Source organism: Paraburkholderia sp. HD33-4 (assembly GCF_021390635.1).
Taxonomy (GTDB): Bacteria; Pseudomonadota; Gammaproteobacteria; order Burkholderiales; family Burkholderiaceae; genus Paraburkholderia.
The window spans coordinates 209,763-230,637 of sequence record NZ_JAJEJS010000003.1; the positions used below are offsets into that span (position 1 = coordinate 209,763).

A 20,875-nucleotide genomic window follows, 5' to 3' on the forward strand; every position below is an offset into this window, starting at 1 on the left:
GGAAAGATCCATCATCCAGCCGTGCAGTACGCGCGTATCGCAGACGGCGGACCAGGCATGCGGATTGCAGGTGGGCAGATAGCGGACAAGAATGTTGCCGTGCGCCTCCACACATTGCGCCTGACTACTCCCCGAAGTGCAACCTCTTTCAGGTGAAGCCGATCTAACCGCAAGAAATGCGCGCGGAAACGCGCGCGCATGACAAGGTGTCGCTTACCTAGCCCCAGAGGAGACAGTCATGGCGCTCGATCGCTATACCCTGCTCGGTCGTTCCGGCCTGCGCGTGAGCCCGATATCACTCGGCACGATGACTTTCGGCACCGAATGGGGCTGGGGCGCCGACGAAGCAACGGCGCAGCAGCTCTTCGATCTCTACGTCGACGCAGGCGGTAACTTCATTGACACGGCCGACCTTTACACGGAAGGCACGAGCGAGCAATGGGTCGGCAGGTTCGCAGCAGCGCGCGCGATGCGGGAGCGGCTCGTGATCGCGACGAAGTACTCGTACAACGCGCAGCCCGGCAATCCGAATGCAGGCGGCAACCATCGGAAGAACCTGCTTCGGGCACTCGAAGGCTCACTCAGGCGGCTCGGCACAGACTACATCGATCTCTATTACCTGCACACGTGGGACCGCATGACGCCCGCCGACGAAGTGATGCGCGCCATGGACGACGCCGTGAGCGCTGGCAAGATCCGTTACGTCGGCCTCTCCGATGTGCCAGCGTGGTATGCGGGTCGGGCGCAGACGCTCGCGGACTGGCGCGGCTTCGAACCGGTCGCTGCCATGCAGTTGGAATACTCCATGATAGAACGCAACGCGGAACACGAGTTCGCCGACCTCGCCACAAACCTCGGCATGGGGCTCGTGGCGTGGAGCCCGCTTGGTATGGGCGTGCTGTCGGGCAAATACCGTCCGTCGCAAGACGCCCAAAATCAGACCGCTGTAACGGGCAGTGGTCGCCTGCAGACGCTAGGTACTACGCCTCCGCCCGGCTTCGACAAGCTATCTGCGCGCAACTTTTCGATTGTCGCTGAGCTCGAGGCAGTCGCGCACGCTGCGAATCGGCCTATGGCCCAGGTCGCCCTGAACTGGCTGTATCAGAAACGCGGGGTCGCGAGCATCGTCGTCGGCGCGACGAAGGCGGCGCAGCTCGAACAGTCGCTCGGCGCACTCGACTTCGTGCTGGCGCCCGACTTGATTGCCAGACTCGACGCGGCCTCGGAGCCGCCCCACCCGTTCCCGTACTACATGTTCGCGGATGGTCATCAGGCACGCATTCACGGACAGGTCGAGGTGGCCGCACAACCGCCGAACCATGCCGACTTTCAGCGAGTGCCGGCGCCGCGGCCTACGGCGAAGTGAGCAGCACGCTGCGCGCCGGACACGACGGCCACGGCCGGTTCATCCGGCAGATCGTTTGCGACGTGTTCCCTTCGCGCCGCCCTGACCATGCCATTTCTCTTCATCAAGGAGCCGGTCGAACAGACGATTGCGGGCCGTATCATCCAAAGGCGACATGCCCAGCAGAGAGTGAAACGCGAGCCCGCTGGCGGCGAAATAGCGCAGCAGCGCCAAATCCGGGTCTGTCGCCTCGTCGTGCAACGCCTTCATTTTCGCGTCGTCCGACGTCTTCATTTCATCCAGCAGGTTTGGACTCTCGATAAGCGCGGCGAGCACGGCCCTTGCCACGGAGTGCGGCTGATTGACGGATTCCCGGTAGATGGCGATCTGGGCCGCAAGGGTCGGCTCGGCTTTCGACGCTCCCTCCTTCGCAACATAGTCACGCGCAATCTGCTCGAACTGTTGCCGTTGATACTCGAGTAACGCGCCAAGCACGCCTTGCCTGGTGCGGAACTGATGCAATAGTCCACCCTTGCTGATGCCGCTTTCGCGCGACAAAGAGTCGAAAGTCAGTCCGCCCACTCCGTCCCGGGTCAGGATGGCGAGAGCGGCATGGATTGCTTTCTTGCGGGATATCTCCGAGCGGGTCTGGTTGTCCATTGTCGATATTAATGACGTTGCGGCAGGGGCGGTGCTTGCCCGATTGCGGTCGCATCGTGATGGTGTTTGGCGGGCACCCGGCGTGGCGAATGCGTGACGGCAAACGCCCCCCAACCCGTTACCGCAAGGGGACAGTCGCCGTACTTCGCGGAATTGTACCGCCTCGAGTGACGTAAAAACAAACCGGGTAGACGGTTTACATTCGATTTAGACGATGCTACTGTTCGACCTCATCGGTTCTCGCTCAATCCTGGGCCGGCCCCGCAGCCACCTCTTCAAGGAACACAGTATGTTCAAGCACAAACTCGTCGCGCTTCTTCTTCCCGTCACAGCGGCGTTATCTCTCGCGGCATGCGCCGGTGTACAGCCTGTCCCCTACACGGCTATTTCATCGTCGTCGCAATTGAAGCAGAACCGGGATGACGATTCGAGCCACATGCCCTACAAGTACGTGGAGCCCGTCGTCTGGTCGCGATACACGCAAGTCGTGCTGGATCCTGTTGCCGTCTATCAGGGCGCCGACAACCAGTTCGGCGACATGAAAAACGATGACCGGACCGAGTTGGCCAACTACATGGCAGAGACTTTCGCGAAGAAACTGTCGAAACGGTTCGACGTTGCGAAGCAGGTCGGCCCGAACACGCTGCGGGTCAAGCTCACGCTGACCGGTGCGGAAAAAACGACGCCGATTGTCGGTCAGGTCATGCATTTCGACATCGCGGGCAATCTCTATAACGGTGTTCAGGCTGTCCGCGGAGGACAGGGCGCGTTCAGTGGGTCGGTCTCTTACGCCGTGGAAATCTATGACAGCAGCAGCGGCAAACTGCTGAAAGCCTACGTCTCGAAGCAGTACCCGAATGCAATGAATCTCCCGGCTGCCTTCGGCTCTCTGAGCGCAGCGAGAACCGGCCTGGACAAGGGTGCCGATGCGCTTGTAAGTCAACTCCACTGAATTTCTCGACCGACAGGATCGCGTGCTGTGATTCCTGTCTCTGCTCAGACTTCCAAAGCACCGCGCACCGAAACCCGACTTGACGGTCGCGCGGCGGTTCCGCACTCCCGCGAGATCCCATCATGCATGGACTGACCGATGTCAACCTTGCATTCGCGTGCCCACCTTTAACGGTCGCGATTGTCTTTTCTGTGGCGTACCTGCTGGTCGGGATTCCAGTCCATTTCACCCGCGGCGCGGTCGCGAGGGACGTGCTCGGTACGTTGGCGGGCGTTTTCGCTGCACTCCTCTATATCACGTGGGTTCTCGGGTCCCATGCAAACATTTGATCCCCGCTACGGTGAGGCGCAGCCCGCAACTCACATTCCGGCAACCGGACATCGAAAATGGATGAAACCACGTTGATTGCCTGTCACGAATGCGACTTTCTTCAAGCGGACACGCAACTCCCGCACGGCGGCGCGGCGCGATGTGCACGTTGTGGCGCGGTTCTCTACAGAAGCTCGTCTGCCACGTCCACTCGCGCGCTCGCGTATACGTTGGCTGCCGCCATCCTGTTTGCGATTGCCAACTGCTTTCCAATATTCGGGTTCCGGCTTCACGAAACGCTCGTTGAAACCACACTGGTCGGGGCCGCATCGTCGCTCTACGCAGAGGGTATGTGGCCCATCGCTGGCCTGGTTTTCGTAACGACGCTGTTCATGCCAGCGCTAAACATAGCCGCAATGATCTATCTACTTCTCCCATTGCATCTTGGCCGAATTCCTCAACGGCCCGAGCAGGCGCTGCGTTTGCTACGACACGTCGCCCCTTGGGGAATGATCGAGGTGCTCGTGCTTGCGATGCTCGTTGCGCTCGTCAAACTCCAGCATATTGCAGATGTCGTTCCGGGAGTCGGCATCGGTGCATTCGGCGCGGTGATGGTGTTGCTGGCCGCCGCAACCGCCGCTTTCTCCCCCCGTGCGATCTGGGCTCCCCCTGTCCATCTCGGCATTTCGCACGCTGTGTGGAGCACGTCAACCGGGACCACAGCGGCACGGGCCGGTTTGGTCGCCTGTCAACTTTGCGGCCTGCTCTCAAAGCAGCATGCGAATGCCCCCACCGGAACGTGTTCGTGCTGCGGCACGGTACTGCATCCGCGCAAGCCCGACAGTCTCGCTCGCACGTGGGCACTCCTTTTGGCGGCCGCGGTGCTGTACATACCGGCCGTCCTGCTGCCGGTCATGATGACAAGTACCTTATTCGGTGCTCAGTCCGACACGATTCTGAGCGGCGTTGTCTTTCTGTGGAACTCCGGGTCATGGTCGCTCTCCGTGATCGTCTTCATCGCAAGCGTCGCGGTGCCGATCCTCAAGATCCTGTCGTTGGCTTTTCTCGCGTGGACCACCCAGTTGAGGTCACCTCTGAATGCGCGCAGACGAACGCGCATCTATCGGCTGGTCGAGTCTATCGGCCGCTGGTCAATGCTCGATATCTATGTCATCACGATTCTGGTGGCATTCGTGCAGATCGGCGAAGTTGCGACGATCGATGCCGGACCCGGTGCGATTGCGTTCGGCGCGGTCATCGTGCTGACGATGTTTGCCTCACTGTCGTTCGACCCGCGACTCATGTGGGACGCCGTGGAGCCTGATAGTGAGTAAGCTGTCCGGAGAAAGCGATGACCGAAACGCAGCGAACTTCCCCATCGCCGTCGTGGCAGAACCATCGCGTTGGCGTCCGCAGTTCGTCTGGCTCGTCCCGCTTGTCGCGATTCTGATCGCTGGCGGGTTGGCGGTGCAGTCAATCATGCAAAGAGGGCCGACCATCACGATCAGCTTTGCTACCGGTGACGGAATCGAGCCCGGCAAGACCAAGATCAAGTTCAAGAACGTCGATATCGGCGTGATCAAAAGCCTCGAACTTTCCGACGACCACAAGACCGTGGTGGCCCGTGCGGAGATGTCTCGCAACTCCTCCAGCATGCTCGTTGACGACACCCGCTTCTGGGTGGTTCGACCGCGTATCTCGGCCGGCACGGTGTCGGGTATCACCACATTGATATCAGGCGCTCACATCGGTATGGACATCGGTACATCGCATACGGTGCGCCGGGAGTTTGCCGGTCTCGAGTCGCCACCCGTCCTCGCATCCGGCACGCCCGGGCGCGAGTTCGTACTGAAGAGCGGCAACATCGGCTCACTGGATATCGGCTCGCCGGTTTTCTTCCGGCGGCTTCAGGTCGGTCAGATCGTCTCCTATGCGCTCGACGCTGACGGAGCCGGCATGACCATCCACGCTTTCATCAATGCGCCTTACGACCGGTATGTGACAAATGACACACGTTTCTGGCAGGCGAGCGGCGTTGATGTGACGCTGGATACGACCGGCGTGAAAGTCAGCACTGAATCGCTCGCATCGATCCTGATTGGCGGCCTCGCCTTCGAAAACCCACCCGATTCGTCGGACAGGGCTGAAGCGCAGGCCCAGCACATGTACCAGCTTTTTGGCGACCGCAACGAAGCCATGAAGCGCCATGACTCTATCGTCGATAAATACGTGCTGACTTTTAACGAGTCCGTGCGTGGCTTGACCGTGGGTGCGCCTGTCGACTTCCGGGGGATCGTCATTGGCGAGGTATCGGCGATTCGCGTGCACTTCGATCCTGTCAGGAAGGAATTCAGTATTCCCGTCGAGGTCAGCATTTTCCCCGAACGACTTATCTCGCGCGAAGACTGGCAAGGTAACGCCGGCAGTACGCAGTCGGACCGAAAGACGTTTGCGGACTATCTCGTATCGAAGGGATTGCGAGCGCAACTGAGAACAGCGAGTCTGCTCACCGGACAACTTTATGTCGCAATCGATTTCTTCCCGGCGGCGCCTAAAGCGGCCGTCGACTGGAACGAAAAGATGCCGCAATTGCCAACCGTGCCGGGCAACCTCCAGGGCTTGCAGGAGTCCATCACGAATCTGGTCGCGAACCTGAACAGAATTCCTTTTGACGGAATCAGCGCGGACCTGCACAAGACGCTAAGCGATGCGGACACATTGCTGAAAACCATCAATACAGATATTGCACCTGAGGCAAAAGAAACGCTGAGCGCGGCCCGTGAGGCACTGATGTCTGCGAATCGTACGCTGCAGAGCGACTCGCCATTGCAGCAGCAGACTGCTGAAACGATGCGCGAGTTATCGCGCTCCGCGGCGTCGATTCGCTCGCTTGCGGAGTATCTCGAACGTCACCCGGAATCGCTAATCCGTGGCAAGAGGGAGGACACGCCATGAACCGGCTGATATCACTGTTCTTATCGATCATCGTAGCTGGCTGTCTCGCGGCGTGCACCTCCCCGCCAGCCTCGAAGTTTTACACATTGAGTCCCATCCAGATAACCCAGGCTGCACCGGCCGCAGATCGGATTGCAATAGCGTTTGATCCAATTACGCTTCCCGAAATCGTCGATCGACCGCAAATGGTCGTGCGGCTCGATCCGAACCGGGTCTCGATCGATGAATTCGCACGCTGGGCGGAACCTCTCAAGAACCAGATTCCGCGCGTGTTAGCCGCGGATCTCGCGCAACTTATTCCGGGCGCGATCACGTCAACGTACCCGCAGCATGCCGACGATACAGCGTACCGTGTAACAGTGGACGTGCAGACCTTCGAATCGTCAGCCGAAGGGACGGTGATGCTAGCCGTGCTCTGGTCGGTACGCGCTCCGAAGCAGGGGCATAGAGTAAGCGGACGCTCTGTCGTATCCCGATCCGGTCGTGGCCCGGGGTACCACGCCCTCGTGAGCGCACACGACGAAGCCCTCGAATCTGTTGCTTGCGACATCGCCGTGGCGACGTATTCGATGATGCATCAGTGAAAACGCGAAGAATTCGAATTCGCAAGGCACAGGCAGCGATACGAGACGGATATTTGCCTGAAAGCAAGGGACTGATACGCCATCCGCTCACGACATGGCGCCGGGTAGCCCGATACGATGCGTTCGGCCCGCTCCACCTCGGTCAAATTTCGATGTTCCCATAGATCCAGTCCTGAGCGCCGGTGCTGAGCCGATAGTGAATCAGCATGCGATCCGTCTCGGACCACGCGCCGGAGGCCGGGTCGCAAGCGGCGAGCACGAACAACATGTCGGTCCAATTCCCGAACGAAGGACTCGCGCTCGCCAGCGCGGCGAGCGGAATGATCGCTTCGATTCTTCCGCTGCCGGGATCCCATTGGGGCGCTTCGACATAATCGACGTTGCTGTCGGCGCTCCATGCATTGTTGGCGACGCGCCAGCGCGAGAACGAATCCGAATCGCTGCGACGTTCGACCAGGAAGCTCATCGGCCGGCTCAACGCCTGATTGAAGATGCCGAAGCTGCTGGTGGCCGCGCCGCCTTGTGCCAGATCCTGGCTGTATACCTGCACCGCGAACAAGGGGGGCTGCGCGAAGCGCGTGAACGTCCCCGATACGTTGTCGATCCGCACATAGAGATTCGAGCCGTCATTGGTGACGTATACGCGCTTGATCGAACTCATCGGCGAAACGCCCGCTGCCTGCGCGCCCACGAAGTACGGAACATTCGACCACTGATTCCAGTCTCCCGCCGCCGCGAAGCTGACACTCATCGTCTTGAAGGTACCCGCGTTGTACGACGGCGGCACGCACCCAAAGCGCACCTGCTTTTCGTAGAGCAGCGCAGCCAGAATGAACGCTGAGGCCGTCAGCGGTTCGCACATCGAGCTCACGAGCGGCTGTTTCGTCACGTTGGAAACCGCCTCGCCGGGTGGCATGTAGCCCTTGCCCCAGATGCTGGCGCACCATTGCAGGCGCGCCAGCGCGTCGGCGGCATGGCCGCGCAGGATGTCGTAGACGGCCACCCACAGGCTCATCTGCGGCCACGCCGGTTCCGGCCCGAGGGCCTCGTTGCCGCCCGGACTCCAGCTCGCCGTGTAGTAGAACGTGTCGCCAGGATAGCGCGCGATGCCATAACTTTGCTGCGTGAGCGCGCTCAGGATCGTGTTGACATGGCTCGCCGCGCGGCCGGACTCATGATCGATCACACCCAGCGCGATCAGCATGTCCGACGAGCTGTCGATCATCGTGCGCGGCGTGTCGTTCACGTTCACCGCGCGACAGAAATATCCTTGCGGATTCCAGGAGCCCGGCGGATACCAGTCCGACGGACGCTGAAGAGCGGTGAGAATCGAAGCCGCGCCGCCCGCATACCAGTCGGTCAGAGATGTCTCGCCGAGCCCCTCGGAGAGGGCCTGCGTCGCGTACATGCCGACGACATACCAACTCTGCGTATAGCTGTTGTGCTCCAGATTGTCGCTTTCTTCCCAGATGCTGTAGTCCGCCTGGCCGAATCCGTTCGGCTGGATATGGCTGACGATCCAGTCCGCCGACCGCTTGACGCTCGGCCACAGGTCGCGCAGAAATGTCGCGTCAGCGGTCAGCGCGTAGTGCTGATAGACGCCGTACAGGAATGCGCCGACCGAGTCGTACTCGGGCTCGACAAAGGGTACATAGCTGCCGTCCCATGTGTTGTAAGTCGTCTTCCAGGTGCCGTCGCCGCCCTGGCTGCCGCTCATCCAGCGCCAGTACAGTTGCGCTTCGTCGTGATGGCCACTGGCGTCGAGCCCGATAGCCGCGATGCACGCATCCCGCACCCAGGTGCGATATTGATAGGCGACGGGATTCGTGGTCGCGGCGAAGGTGCCGAGTACGGGGTTCTGGATGTTCTTCATCAGGATCAGCGCGCGGTCGAACATCTGGTTGAGCGCATCGTCGTCGAAATGCACGCGCCTGCCCTGATTGCCGTTCGCGAGCCAGGTGTTGTACGCGGATGCGACCGCCGTCATCCAGGCGTCGCCCGAAGATGCCCGGGCGGCGGCGATCGCGGCGGTGGCATCGGCCTGCGTCTCGCATACGCCGAGATAGAAGTAGAGCGTCGCGGATGCGCCTGGCGCGACCTCCACGCGCTTGCTGAACGCGAGCGATACGTCGGGCGCACTGACGTCGGCGTTGTTTTTCAGCGTGCCGTCGGCGTCGAAGCTGTACCAGGCGGACACGGTCCCGCTTTGTGTCGATGCGTCGGCGTTGTTGCCGGCCTGATAGCCGTCGCTCGGTTGCAGCGCGCCCAGCAGCACGAATAACTGACCGGAGGCCGTCATGTCCGCGATGAACGCGTTTTGTCCGGCGTCGTACCACGCGTGAACCGGCTTGCTCGCATCAACGTTGTTGAGATGAACCTGATCGAGCACGTTGAAAGTAACGCTCTCGGCCGTCGGATTGGTCAGCGTGTAGCGAACGATAAAGAACGGCTGATCGGGCGGCGCCGCGAAGCTGCGGGTCAGGTCAAGGCGAGGTGGCAGCGACGCGCCCTGATAGCTCAGATAGTGCGTCGTCAGAACGCCGGCGTCATCTGCGCCGCTTTCGAACCACGCTTCAGAGTCGAACTTCTCGGCGTGGCTGTAGGAGATCGCGTTGGTTTCGTCGCGGAAGAAACCGGTGTAGTCGACGATCTGGTTCACCGTCCGGCGCGCGAGAGAGCCGCGCAGACAATGGAGTTCGCTCAGGCATGGGCCGGTCCATGAGGTATCGATCTGGCTGAGCTTCGCGGCTTTCCACACGCCAACGAGATCACGCCAGTTCGATAGATACAGCGCACGCGTGGAGGTGGCCGAAGGCGAAGTCGGGCTCATAGGCATTCCCTGACGACTCGCGGATTGGATGCGTGGTTCGACGCCGCGAGGCGGGTGCCGCGCATTGCACGCCGACTGCGATAGCGCGTGATCGCTCGGGCTAGCGAACTTCAGCAATCCGGATGAACTGCGGGTGGATGCCGCGATTCGGGCCGTTCTGGACCGAATGCGGTCGAGCGTGTGCAGCGCCGGCGGGTTTCCGCATTCATATTAGTACAGCGTCGATCGAATTCAGTGCAACGGCTAGCATGGAAGCGCCTTTTCCAATCTGCAGTCCGCCATGATTCGGGAGAAGAATCTCAATCTAACGCATCTCGAACAGGGTTTCAGTCCGACTCGACGATGGTCTGATTTTCGCCTTTCAATGAAAAAATAATCCGGCACCACCACTGCATACAACGCGGCCCGAACGTACTGCATACAGCGTTAGCAAACACACGGGGATTGCGGTAGGGATGCCCATTACTGAGCACCCCCCGCACAGATCCCGGCGTGCCCAATTCGAGCACCGGGCTCCTACCTCGGGTGTTTGACGGCGAAGCGCCGATCAGGCCACGGATGAAGGATTCGAGGGGCCGGAAGCCAGGCATTGGCGATTCGTGTCATTCGCGCCCACGTCATGGCGTCCTTCTGACTGCGCCGACGGAGCGTGCGCCGCCATAGATCGGCGACGTGATGTCGGAATGCGACGATTGCCCGCGAGTTGGTAGGCACCGCGTGATACGCGAAGTATCCGCGAACCACCTGCCTGAGCCATTGCCCTTGCACTGGAATCGGTTCGTGCATGCGCTTCCGGAGCGCCTCCTTGATCTGCCTGAGTCTCGCCCGCATGCGATCCCCTCGGGTCTTCCGCTGTAACTGGAAAGCCCCGCGACGAGATCTGCCGCAGATAAAGATGAAACCCAGAAAGGTGAAGGTCTCCGGTCGGCCAAGACCCCGACTCTGGCGGTTGACCGCTGCATAGCGGCCGAACTCCAGCAGCCTCGTCTTGTCCGGATGTAGCTCAAGCGAGAACTCTTCCAGCCTCGATCGCATCGCGTCCCAGAAGCGCCGCGCGTCGGCTTCGTGCTCGAAGCCGACAACGATATCATCCGCATACCGCAGGATGATCACGTTGCCTTTGGCTTCCCGCCGTCGCCACCGGTTGGCCCAGAGATCAAAGACGTAGTGCAGGTACACGTTCGCGAACAGCGGTGAAGCCACTGATCCCTGTGGTGTACCGGTCTCACTGACGTTCAGCTCTCCGTCTTCCAGAACACCGGCCTTGAGCCACTTGCGCACAAGGCGGATGATGCGCTGGTCGCCGATCCGGTGCTCAATGAAACGGACTAGCCAACTCTGGCTAACCGAGTCGAAGAAGCTCCGAAGATCCGCGTCCAGAATCCAGTTCACCGGGGTGTGGGTGATGGCCGTCGCCAACGCATCCAGCGCATCATGTTGACTACGCCCGGGCCGAAACCCGTACGAGAAACCAAGAAAGTCTTCCTCGTATATCGCGTTCAGCACTTCCACCACCGCACGCTGGACGACCTTGTCTTCCAGCGCGGCAATCCCCAGCGGGCGCTGTTTGCCGTCCGGCTTCGGTATGTACTGTCGCCGAACAGGCAGCGCCCGGTACGCTCCGCTCTGTACCTGCGAGAACAGGCGCTCGAGATTCTCTTCCAGTCCTGCCTCGTAGTACCGCCACGTCAGGCCATCCACTCCGGGAGCCGCATTGCGTTTGAGCGCAAGGAATGCCATCCGAAGTCGGTCAACTGTGACGTGGTGCAGAAGCGCGGTGAACCGCTCCTTCTTCCGCTGTCTTGCAGCATGCCGTACACGTTCCAGCCCCTGTGGCACGCTTGCCCGGTACTGCGCCCGGTGCGTGTGTGGTTGGCCCGTGTTCCCCTTGGTCCCCGCCCTTGGCTCCGCCCACTCCGCAGCTGGTTCCCCAGCCTTGTTCGCAGGCTTCGTCGCTACTACGGCGGAGTCTGACTTCTCCCGTCCGTTCATCATCGGCTACGGCTCCTCGCCTTCCCGATGCGGACCTGCCCATCCTGCGACAGGCCAGACTGGAGATCTCCCGGTTCCCGAACAAGGAGCGTGCGCACATGCCAGGTTCTACGACCACGCCAGGTCATCCGGGCGCTCGCGATTGCGCGCTCGGACGTTTTGCCTTCCGCTACACAGACAGCGTCGGCACCCGGAATCAGTTTTCTATCGTGGCTCAATGGCTGGCCTGCACGTACCCCTGCCGACGCTTCGCCGACATCCTCGCGGATGCCTGCGCACGGCTCGGGGCCGATGTGGTTCGCTATTCCTTCATCGCAGTGGACTTGCACCACTTACTCCTTGCCGGTCTCCCGGCGCACCTGTGTGAAAACGCAGATGGAACCCGGCAATATGAAAAAATCTCTCCTTTTGCTCGTCCTGTAATTTAGTGCTGCTTCGCAACGAGCAAGGCGATTCTCCGATCCAGACAATGTGCGGCTTTTGGGCCGGCTCGCGGTATAGCGAACAAATGATTCATTTTGGCGCTCGGAGTCCATAACCGGTACTTGGCGGCCAGAAAACATCTGCTAGATTGAGTAGGGAAAATCAGGAGGCGCACGAAGCCGTCGTTCAAAACGTCCAGCGAACCGCCCACCATTGTTTGACTCTGGCACGGCTCGCGCTAGCAACCGGCGCGGTTGCCCAGATCTTTTCGGCGTAGACAAACATCATGACGGATTCCGTTAGAAGTTGGGAATACTTCCTGTGTGCGACGCCACACATTCCACAACACATCGTGTCTCAGCGCCCAATTCGCGTCAGCTATCTTTTTCATACCAAAGGGGCGAACATGACACGGCGCAAGATCGCGCACGCGTTATTGCGCCTACGTCCGAGCGCGAGCCCCGCGTCGCGCGTTGATGGACCTGGATAAGAGGAGACCGAATTGAATCCGGTTCACAGCGTCGATCAGCTCTACATCATTTCCGATCTCCATCTCGGCGGCACGCCGGGCTTCCAGATCTTCGGCTCCGCGGGCGAACTCGCGTGGCTGATCAACGACCTTGCCCTACGCGATCCCGAACAGGAGATCGCGCTCGTCATCAACGGCGACTTCATCGATTTCCTGGCCGAACCGAACGCCACCTACTTCGACCCGGATGGTGCCGTCGCGAAGCTCGAGCGGATCGCGTTGCAGGACCCCACGTTCAAGCCCGTGTTCGATGCGTTTCCGGCTTTTCTCAAGCAGGACAAGCGTCGTCTGATCGTCAACCTCGGCAATCACGATCTGGAGCTCGCGCTGCCCTGGGTGCGCGAGCGCCTCGTGCAGATCCTGACGAAGGACGCGCCCTCCTCGAGCGGCGCGCACGCGCGCCTGTATTTCGTGTTCGACGGTTCGGGCGTGCGGTGCGACGTCGGCGGACGCTCGGTGCTGTGCGTGCATGGCAACGAGGTGGACCGGTGGAATCCGGCCGACTTCGAGAAGATCAGGCAGATCGGCCGCGATAAGCAGTTGAGCCGCCCAGTCGACCCGTGGATTCCCAACGCCGGCTCGCGCATGGTGATCGACGTGATGAATCCGATCAAGCGCAAGTATCCATTCGTCGATCTGCTCAAGCCTGAAACGTTCGGTGTCGTGCCGACGCTCACCGCCTGCGCACCCGAAGCCATGCGCAACTTCAACAGCGCGCTCCGGCTCGCCAACGTGGGGTTCGCGCGTGCGTGGGCTGGCATCTACAAGCCGGGCGGCATGCTGGGGGCCGAGGAGCTGGCGGCCGGGGATCCGGTGCGGCCCACGCCCATGCCCGGCGGTCTGCTCAATCCTGTGGAGCTGCCCGCTTCGCGCCAGGAGCGCGACGGGCGCGCGATGCTTGCCGAGGCCGATGCGCTGGTCCGCCAGGGCGTCGATCCGCTCAAGTTCGTCGCGATCGAGCAGGGCAAGCGGCTCGACATGATGACCGCGCTGATCCAGTGGTCGCGCGACGCGCCGACGAGCGAAGTGCTGCGCGAGGCGCTCGAGAGGCTGGACAAGGATCGTAGCTTCGACATTTCCGCGCATGACGAAACCGCCACGCTGCTCGACAAGGAGATCGGCCCGGAGATCGACATCATCGTCGCGGGGCATACCCACCTCGCGCGCGCCCTGCACCGCCAGAACGGCAAGGGGCGATACTTCAACAGTGGGACCTGGGCGCGGCTGATCCGCATCGATCCGAAGACGCGGAGCGATTCAAAAGCCTTTGCGGAATTTTTCGACGTGCTCAACGGCGGCGACATGTCGACGCTAGACGGCTTTCGCTCCGGATCGCTGGTCGTGCGCCTCTGCACGGTCGTGGCCATATGGAAGAAAGACGGCGGCGGCGCGAATGCCGAGCTGCGTCACGTGGTCAACAACGCGACAAGCGGGTTCACACTCAATACCACGGCCAACAGCCTTCTGGAAGACTGACGATGCGCAAGATCACACTCGAACTGCTCCGTCAGGGCCCCTCGCACAACCAGCTGCTGTCGCCGCTCACGGCCTATATCGCACTGTGCGAAAACCATAGCGCGGTGACGCTCCATGTTCCGTTCGAGCACAACCAGATGCTCTACCGGCTGCGCGCGCTCAGCTATCAGCTCGGAGCGGAGGCGCGGGAGTTTCAGCTCGGCGACACCGCGCTGGTGCTGGGCAAGCTGCTCGGCGAGATTCCCGGGTTGACCGCCGACCTCAACCGCCGCGGTGTCGATTCCGCGACGGGCGATGAGCCGGTCACGCATCTGCGGCTGATCCTGTCCGCCTCCGAGCTCGCGCTCTTGCCCTTCGAGCTCGCGACCGCGCCCAGCGGCTTTCCCGGCGAAGGCCAGCCGCTCGTCCTGCAGACCCAGCAGCCCATCTGCGTCACACGCGAGACGCGGCGCGTGCCCGAGGAATTCATCCGCTGGCCGAGCAAGCCGCGCGTACTGTTTGCCTATGCGTCCCCGCCCACCTTCGAGGAAGTGCCGGCCGCGGCGCATCTGCTAGCGCTACGCGAGGCGCTCGCGCCGTGGCTCGCGCTATCGGACGACCTCGACGACGACGAGCGGCTCGAGATCATCGGAGAACGGCTGTCCGTGCTTCCCGACGCGACGGTCGAGAGCCTGGAGCGCGCATGCGCGTCCAGCGACTACACGCATGTGCACATCCTCGCGCACGGCGTCGATCTGCCTGGCGGGTACGACCAGCGGTACGGCGTCGCGCTGATCTCGCACGCCGATCCGAAGGGCTATGAGGTCGTCTCCGGCGCGCGGCTCGCGAGCATTCTGCGCACGCCACGTCGCGACAAGGCTGGCAAGTTCGTGCGGCCCGCCGTCGTGACGCTTGCGAGCTGCAACGGCGGCAACGTCGGCGGGGTGACGGGTGTCGGGGCGAGTGTCGGGCATGCGCTGCACGAGGCAGGCATTCCGCTCGTGATCGCGAGCCAGTATCCGCTGTCGTTCGGCGGCTCGGTGATGCTGGTGCAGGATCTCTATCAGGGCCTGCTCTGGGGCGAGGACCCGCGCAAGCTGCTGGTCGGCCTGCGCAGGAGGCTGCATTCCTGCTTCAAGGACCAGCACGACTGGGCGAGCATCGTCGCGTACGCATCCCTGCCCCCCAATTTCGACGATCAGTTGGCCAATGCGTGCATTCAGCAGGCCATGAGCAGCATCAATATTGCGCTGCGTGCGTCGGATCGCGTGATGGTGGCCTTTTCCGACCGGGAGTCCAGCTCCACTGGGCGTCATCAGATGCTCGCCGACGATAAGCGGCAGGAGATGCTCCTACATGTGCAGAGAAAGGTGGCCTACGCCAAGGAGCGGCTCGAAGCGGCGAATGAAGCGTATCCAGCGCAGAGGGCCCGGATCCTCGCGCAACTCGCAAGCACCGAGAAGCGCGAAGCGCAGATGCTCTTCCACTCGCGCAGGTCCGCTAGCCGCACGACGAAGAAAGGCGGCAACGAAGTGCTGGACAAGCTGGAACGCGCACGAGCCTGGTATTGGCAAGCCTATCTGCTGAACCGGTCGCATCCGTGGGAACTGGTGCAATATGTGTCGCTCACGTTGTTCCTGCGCACTTCGGGCCGCCTCTCGCAGTCGGATTGGGGTGAGGCCAAAGTCAAGCCCTTGTGGTTCACGGCGGACTCGCAATCGAGGAACGACGCCGAGAACGGTTCCGCCTTCGACCGCGCTTGGGCCTACGGCAATATCGCGGAGTTGAGCCTGATCGAACCCTGGCTGAAAGATATTCCACTACCTCCTGAGCAGGGGACGATCGACAAAGCGATCAAGGCTTGCCGCAGCGTGGTTGAGCTGGCGGGCCCTTCATCGTTTCACGTGTTCTCCACCCGGCGACAGATCCTTCGCTATCTGGAATGGTTCGGCCCCATGGTGGATCCCAACTGGTTCGCGCTGCAAGGACTCGCGGAACAGATGCTCGATGTGATGCCCGTTTGTGAAGAGCCCGAATGGAACTATTGACCACAGCGCGCCCCGGACGCCTTTCGACGCCCATCGCCAAGGACCTCCAAGGTGACTGACAACTTTTCGACGAAGCGTGTCTTTCTCTTCAGCGGGCACATGATCGATCGTCCCGAGCGCCCGCAGCCGCGTTTCCCGCCCGAACGGGAAGGCGCGGTGACGAACGACGTCGCCGCGGCGCTCGACGATCTCCAGGCTGGCAGCGCCGATCTCGCCATCTGCGGCGGTGCATGCGGCGGCGATTTGATCTTTGCGGAACTCATGCTTGCGCGCGGCGCGCATCTCGATCTCTATCTGCCCTTCGAGCCGCAGGTGTTCGTGAAGGACTCGGTCGACTTTGCGAACTCGCGCTGGCACGCGCGCTTCGAGGCCGTGCGGGCGCACGCGTATGCCCGCACTTTCGTGCTGCCCGAACCAGGAACCGAGGTGGAGCGTCAGGCGTCCCCTTACGAGCGCAATAACCTGTGGATGCTCGAGCGTGCGCTGGGATACGGGGCGCAGAAGGTTCATTTCATTTGCGTCTGGAACGGCGAGGCGGGCGACGGGCCGGGCGGAACCGGTCATATGTACGAGGCCGTCGAGGCGGCGGGCGGCGTTGCCGGGCGGCCCATCCATCCGCTCGGATCGACACAGTGAGGCGATCATGCTGAAACCCATTTGCTTCGCCATCATGCCCTACGGGCGCAAGCGGACCCAGGCGGACACCGCGCACGCTCCGGGGGAGATCGACTTCAATGCCTTGTGGGACCTCGCCTACGTGCCGGCAATCCAGGCGCTGGGCTACGAGCCCGTGCGCGCGGATCAGGACACCGGCTCGATGATCGTCACGCAGATGCTCGAACGCATCTTCTACGCGGACCTCGTGCTCGCGGACATGACCATCCCCAATGGCAATGTCTACTACGAGGTCGGCATTCGCCACGCGGCGACGCGGACCGGCTGCGTGCTGCTCGCGGCCGACTGGTCACAACCGCTGTTCGACGTGGCGCAGATGCGCACGGTCCGCTATCCGCTTTCGACCGGCAATATCGACAATGACACCGCGCAGCGCATCCAGGAATGCATCGTGCCAGGCATCCGCGCGCTCGCGAATGGCGAATCGCCGATGTTCAGCGCGATCAGCGGCTTCCCGGACAAGCCCGAACCGGCCCTCGCAACCACGATGAAGCAGCAGATGATGGACCTGGCGGTGTTCCAGTCCGCCGTGCGCAACGTGCGCCAGCTGCCCAGGGAAGAGCGCATGGAGGCGGCGCAGGAACTCGTGAAGGAGCACGGTGTGCCGCCCTTGATGGCGAGTGTCGTATTCGCGTTGCTGCTGCTGTTGCGCGACTCGATGAACCAAAAGGCCGATTGGAGCAAGCTACTCGACTTCATCGACCAGTTGCCGCAGGAATACCGCGAGAAGCCCGAGGTACGAGCTCAGCGCGCGTTCGCCGTTTCGCAGACGGGCGACGTCCAGGACGCGATCAATCAACTCGAGGGTCTGGTGGCGATCGCCGGGCCGTCGGCTGAACGCTTCGGCCTGCTGGGAGGCCGGTACAAACGGCTCTACAACGAGGAGACCGGCGATTCGAAAAGGCAGTCGCGATTGCGCGACAAGGCTATCGAGTACTACGAACGAGGCATGGATCTCGACTTCAACGAGTACTACTGCTCGTCGAATCTTCCGCGTCTGTACCGCGAGCGCAATGGCGACGGCGACTTGAAGCGCGCGCACACCGCGGCGGTGCTCGCGAACGCCGCTTGCGACCGCGCATTCCGGCGTGGCGTCACGGACGAATGGCTAAGGCCGACGTGGCTGGCTCTTGCCTTCGACGACGGCAACGCCGATCTTGCCGAGGATCTCGCGAAAAAAGTGGCCAACGAAGATGTGGCGCGCTGGAAGATAGAGAGTGTGCTAGCCGATCTGCGCGTGAGCCTACGGCTGGTTGCGGACGAGGCTCAACGCGCGCGGCTTAGCGCGGTGGCCGACGGGCTGGCCGCGCAATCGGGTTTGGAAAACGGCGCAACATAGAACGTTCGGACATGCAGTCTTGGCGGAGGTTACCGTGGCAGAAGATCAAGATAGCGTTCCTGAGTTCTTTGATGTGTTCATCTCTTATCGTCACCACGACAAGGACAAAGCCCAGCAACTCGCAACGACGATTCGCGGCTACGGTTTCACACCGTTCCTCGACACGGATTTTGCCGAGCTTGCCGATACGGGCAACGTGACGCGCAAAAAGGTCGAGATCCTTTGCAACAGAATATCGCGCGCAACCTGTCTGCTCCTGTTGTATCCAACGCAGCAGAAAGCCTCCGGGAATCCTGCCGGTTCTGCATCTGCACATGGTGTCGGAGTCTGGACGCCGTGGGAGCTGGGATTTTTCGACGGAAACGTTTCGTCCCGGATCGGCGTTTATCTACCCGATGGCAAGCCCGATGGATTCAACGCCAAGGACTACTTCAACGGTAGCGAGTACCTGCAGATCTACCCGACCTTGAGCGACTCCGATCTCAAAGACTTTCTTGATCGCAATGCATCGCGGGAGCGACGCATCGACAACGTGTCGGGCGCATTCGTGTGGCTGCAGAATCTTGCCGAGGAGTGTGTCGCGAACCCAGTCAACGTCAGTCTCGGCATTGCCGAGTGGTATGCCGATCATGCGGATCGATTCTGGCGGTCCCGAGGTGTCAACGTGTGGGCCGACTACTTCGCGGGCGTGAAAGTGCAACTAGACGATTTGCGGGTTTCCTGGAGTCCTCAGTTTCGCTCTCCTGTCTTTGATTCGATGCGCAAGGTGATGTCTTCAGACGAACACGCGGCAGAAAATGGTGGCGACCATCCTGGGATCACTCTGGCGCCTGGATTTGGCAACGCCGGGGGACCCATCGGCGATGGCACGAATCGCGAACTGCCGCTCATGGATATCGAGGCCTTCGTCAAGGCACTCAATGCAAATAAGCATTAGAGAGAAATCATTCGGCGAACAGATCCGGGCCGAACACCTCGTAGTGAATCTTCGACTCGTGGATGTCCATGCTTTTCAGTGCGTCGTGCTGCAGCCGCATGAAAGGAACAGGACCGCAGATGTAGTAATCGGCGTCGGGCAATAGAATCTCGTTGCGCAGCTTGCCGAGGTCGATGAAGCCCGCGTTGTCGTAGTCGCGGCCCTGCACGTCGGTAGCGAGCGGCGCGTCGTAGAACACGATCGCGCGGAAATTCGGCTGGGTGGCGGCGGTCTGCTGCAAACGATCGCGCATCGCGTGCACCGCGCCGTTGCGCGCACCGTGTATGAACACCACGCGCCGCTGCGGGTCCTGAATCGCGCGCTTCAACATGCTGACCATCGGCGTCAGACCGACGCCGCCGCTGATCAGCACGATTGGCGTCTGCGCATGGACATCGATGTAGAACGTGCCGTACGGTGCCGCCAGTTTCACCTCGTCGCCGACGTTCACGTGATCGTGCAGCAGTGACGACACATAGCCCGGCGGCCGCCCGGCCTCGCCGCTCTCGCGCTTGACCGAGATCCGATAACTATGGCCGTTCGGCACGTCGGACAGGCTGTATTGCCGGATCTGCTGCAGGCCGAGCGCGGGCACATCGACGGCAATGCCGATGTACTGGCCAGGCTCGAAGTTGGCGACCGGCTGGCCGTCCTTCGGTTCGAGAATGAACGACGTGATGACGCTGCTCTCGGGCCGCTTCTCCTTGACGACGAACGCGCGCCATCCGGTCCAGCCGCCAAGCTGCGCCGCTCGCGTTTCACGCAACTCGGACTCCATGCCCATCAGCACGTCCGCGAGATTGCCGTATGCCTGCGCCCACGCGGAGATAATGTCGTCGGTCGCGGCGTCGCCGAGCACGTCCTTGATCGCGCCAAGCAGATGTTCGCCGACGATCGGATAGTGCTCCGCTTTCACGTCGAGGCTCGCGTGCTTGTTGGCGATATTGCGCAGCACCGCGGCGAGACTGCCCGGATCCTCGATGTTCTCGGCGTACGCGTACACGGCGCGGGCGAGCGCTTCCTGCTGCTGGCCCTGCTCCTGGTGCGCCATGTTGAACACGTTCTTCAGTTCGGGATGCGCCTCGAAGAGGCGCCTATAGAAGCGCGCAATGATCGTGTAGCCGTGCGCGGCCAGAACCGGGGCCGTGGCCTTTACGATGTCCTTGGTTTTCTGCGTCAGCATTTTCTTCCTCCTGCATCGGGACGACTGGTTGCCTCGCTCGTGCGCGTGGTCAGCGCTGTCGCTTTGTCCGGTCGCGCTTACCGCTGCCAGTCTATTCCTCGACCATGCTCCTCCAACCGATGCAGGCTGTCCATACGCTGAAGGCGATGGAAACGCACGTGCCGACGCACGGCGCGACATGTCCAAGATCGGTCGTCCGACGGCACACGAAGGCGGGACGGCGAGGAGCGTGACGCGCGCCGACACGCACTGGGAGCGTTGCCATCACGGTGACGGCAAAGGTCATCACGAAGGTTCTGCGCGGCGCGAACCGGATCGCCTGTTGCTTTTTTGACCCAGGTCAGAACTTGACGGGCTAACCGACGACGGCGCAAGCTTGATTGAACGCGCTGTCATCACGACGTCACAGCAACGGCCGAGCGTAGAAGCAATCCGGCGCATTGGGTCAGCGAATGTGAGGTTTGCAGACCGCCGTGCGAGTGCCGACAGGGCTGCCCACAATGCGGCTGTTTCGGACACTTCGTCCAGCCCGTACGACTTACTACGAGCGACGCGTAAGCTGAAGAGATCATGAAGGATTGGCCGCTTCGGCAGACACGAGGCGTCGCTTCAAAACATCA

Annotated in this window: 15 protein-coding genes; 11 read left to right on the forward strand and 4 right to left on the reverse strand. The window is 61.6% G+C overall.

What is annotated here, in order from left to right:
* Positions 1–238: 238 nt before the first annotated feature.
* The gene (locus L0U84_RS35530) at positions 239–1,366 is read left to right on the forward strand and encodes an aldo/keto reductase (RefSeq protein ID WP_233857366.1); all 1,128 of its coding nucleotides are present in this window, start codon (positions 239–241) and stop codon (positions 1,364–1,366) included.
* Between the two features lie 39 nt (positions 1,367–1,405).
* On the opposite strand, the gene L0U84_RS35535 is transcribed toward L0U84_RS35530, so the two are convergent.
* A complete protein-coding gene (locus tag L0U84_RS35535; RefSeq protein WP_233857368.1) occupies positions 1,406–2,005 on the reverse strand; it encodes a TetR/AcrR family transcriptional regulator in 600 nt (199 codons plus the stop codon).
* A gap of 289 nt (positions 2,006–2,294) precedes the next feature.
* On the opposite strand from L0U84_RS35535, the gene L0U84_RS35540 reads away from it, so the two are divergent.
* From L0U84_RS35540 to L0U84_RS35555, 4 genes are all read left to right on the forward strand, one after another.
* The gene (locus L0U84_RS35540) at positions 2,295–2,957 is read left to right on the forward strand and encodes a DUF3313 domain-containing protein (protein ID WP_233857370.1); all 663 of its coding nucleotides are present in this window, start codon (positions 2,295–2,297) and stop codon (positions 2,955–2,957) included.
* Positions 2,958–3,343: 386 nt separating this feature from the next.
* Complete coding sequence (locus L0U84_RS35545; protein ID WP_233857378.1) at positions 3,344–4,600, forward strand: paraquat-inducible protein A; 1,257 nt, start codon at positions 3,344–3,346, stop codon at positions 4,598–4,600.
* Positions 4,593–6,221, forward strand: coding sequence for a PqiB family protein (locus L0U84_RS35550; protein WP_442794096.1), 1,629 nt, complete (start codon positions 4,593–4,595; stop codon positions 6,219–6,221). The genes L0U84_RS35545 and L0U84_RS35550 overlap by 8 nt, the downstream gene beginning before the upstream one ends.
* The gene (locus L0U84_RS35555) at positions 6,218–6,805 is read left to right on the forward strand and encodes a PqiC family protein (RefSeq protein WP_233857380.1); all 588 of its coding nucleotides are present in this window, start codon (positions 6,218–6,220) and stop codon (positions 6,803–6,805) included. Before L0U84_RS35550 ends, L0U84_RS35555 begins: the two co-directional genes overlap by 4 nt.
* 142 nt (positions 6,806–6,947) lie before the next feature.
* Here L0U84_RS35555 and L0U84_RS35560 read toward each other — a convergent pair whose 3' ends face one another.
* Both L0U84_RS35560 and ltrA read right to left on the reverse strand, forming a co-directional pair.
* A complete protein-coding gene (locus tag L0U84_RS35560) occupies positions 6,948–9,635 on the reverse strand; it encodes a glycoside hydrolase family 15 protein (protein WP_233857382.1) in 2,688 nt (895 codons plus the stop codon).
* 516 nt (positions 9,636–10,151) lie between these two features.
* Positions 10,152–11,630 carry a group II intron reverse transcriptase/maturase gene (ltrA, locus tag L0U84_RS35565; protein ID WP_233857384.1) on the reverse strand — a complete coding sequence of 493 codons (1,479 nt, stop codon included), beginning with the start codon at positions 11,628–11,630 and terminating at the stop codon, positions 10,152–10,154.
* A 95-nt stretch (positions 11,631–11,725) separates the two neighbouring features.
* Here ltrA and L0U84_RS35570 point away from each other — a divergent pair, with 95 nt between their 5' ends.
* The 6 genes from L0U84_RS35570 (at position 11,726) to L0U84_RS35595 (ending at position 19,033) form a co-directional block, all read left to right on the forward strand.
* Positions 11,726–12,055: a hypothetical protein gene (locus L0U84_RS35570; RefSeq protein WP_233857386.1), complete on the forward strand. Its 330-nt coding sequence runs from the start codon at positions 11,726–11,728 to the stop codon at positions 12,053–12,055.
* A 497-nt stretch (positions 12,056–12,552) separates the two neighbouring features.
* Positions 12,553–14,055 (forward strand): metallophosphoesterase, encoded by a 1,503-nt coding sequence (locus L0U84_RS35575; protein ID WP_233857388.1) that lies wholly within the window; start codon positions 12,553–12,555, stop codon positions 14,053–14,055.
* A gap of 2 nt (positions 14,056–14,057) precedes the next feature.
* Positions 14,058–16,082, forward strand: a complete 2,025-nt coding sequence (locus L0U84_RS35580) for a CHAT domain-containing protein (RefSeq protein ID WP_233857390.1) — start codon at positions 14,058–14,060, stop codon at positions 16,080–16,082.
* A gap of 156 nt (positions 16,083–16,238) precedes the next feature.
* Positions 16,239–16,718 (forward strand): hypothetical protein, encoded by a 480-nt coding sequence (locus tag L0U84_RS35585; protein WP_233857392.1) that lies wholly within the window; start codon positions 16,239–16,241, stop codon positions 16,716–16,718.
* A 7-nt stretch (positions 16,719–16,725) separates the two neighbouring features.
* The gene (locus L0U84_RS35590; RefSeq protein ID WP_233857394.1) at positions 16,726–18,096 is read left to right on the forward strand and encodes a TRAFs-binding domain-containing protein; all 1,371 of its coding nucleotides are present in this window, start codon (positions 16,726–16,728) and stop codon (positions 18,094–18,096) included.
* Positions 18,097–18,130: 34 nt separating this feature from the next.
* Positions 18,131–19,033: a toll/interleukin-1 receptor domain-containing protein gene (locus L0U84_RS35595; protein WP_233857396.1), complete on the forward strand. Its 903-nt coding sequence runs from the start codon at positions 18,131–18,133 to the stop codon at positions 19,031–19,033.
* A 7-nt stretch (positions 19,034–19,040) separates the two neighbouring features.
* Here the strand turns inward: L0U84_RS35595 and hmpA are convergent, their stop codons facing one another.
* On the reverse strand, positions 19,041–20,255 hold the full coding sequence (gene hmpA, locus L0U84_RS35600) for an NO-inducible flavohemoprotein (protein WP_233857398.1): 1,215 nt from the start codon (positions 20,253–20,255) through the stop codon (positions 19,041–19,043).
* Positions 20,256–20,875 lie beyond the last annotated feature (620 nt).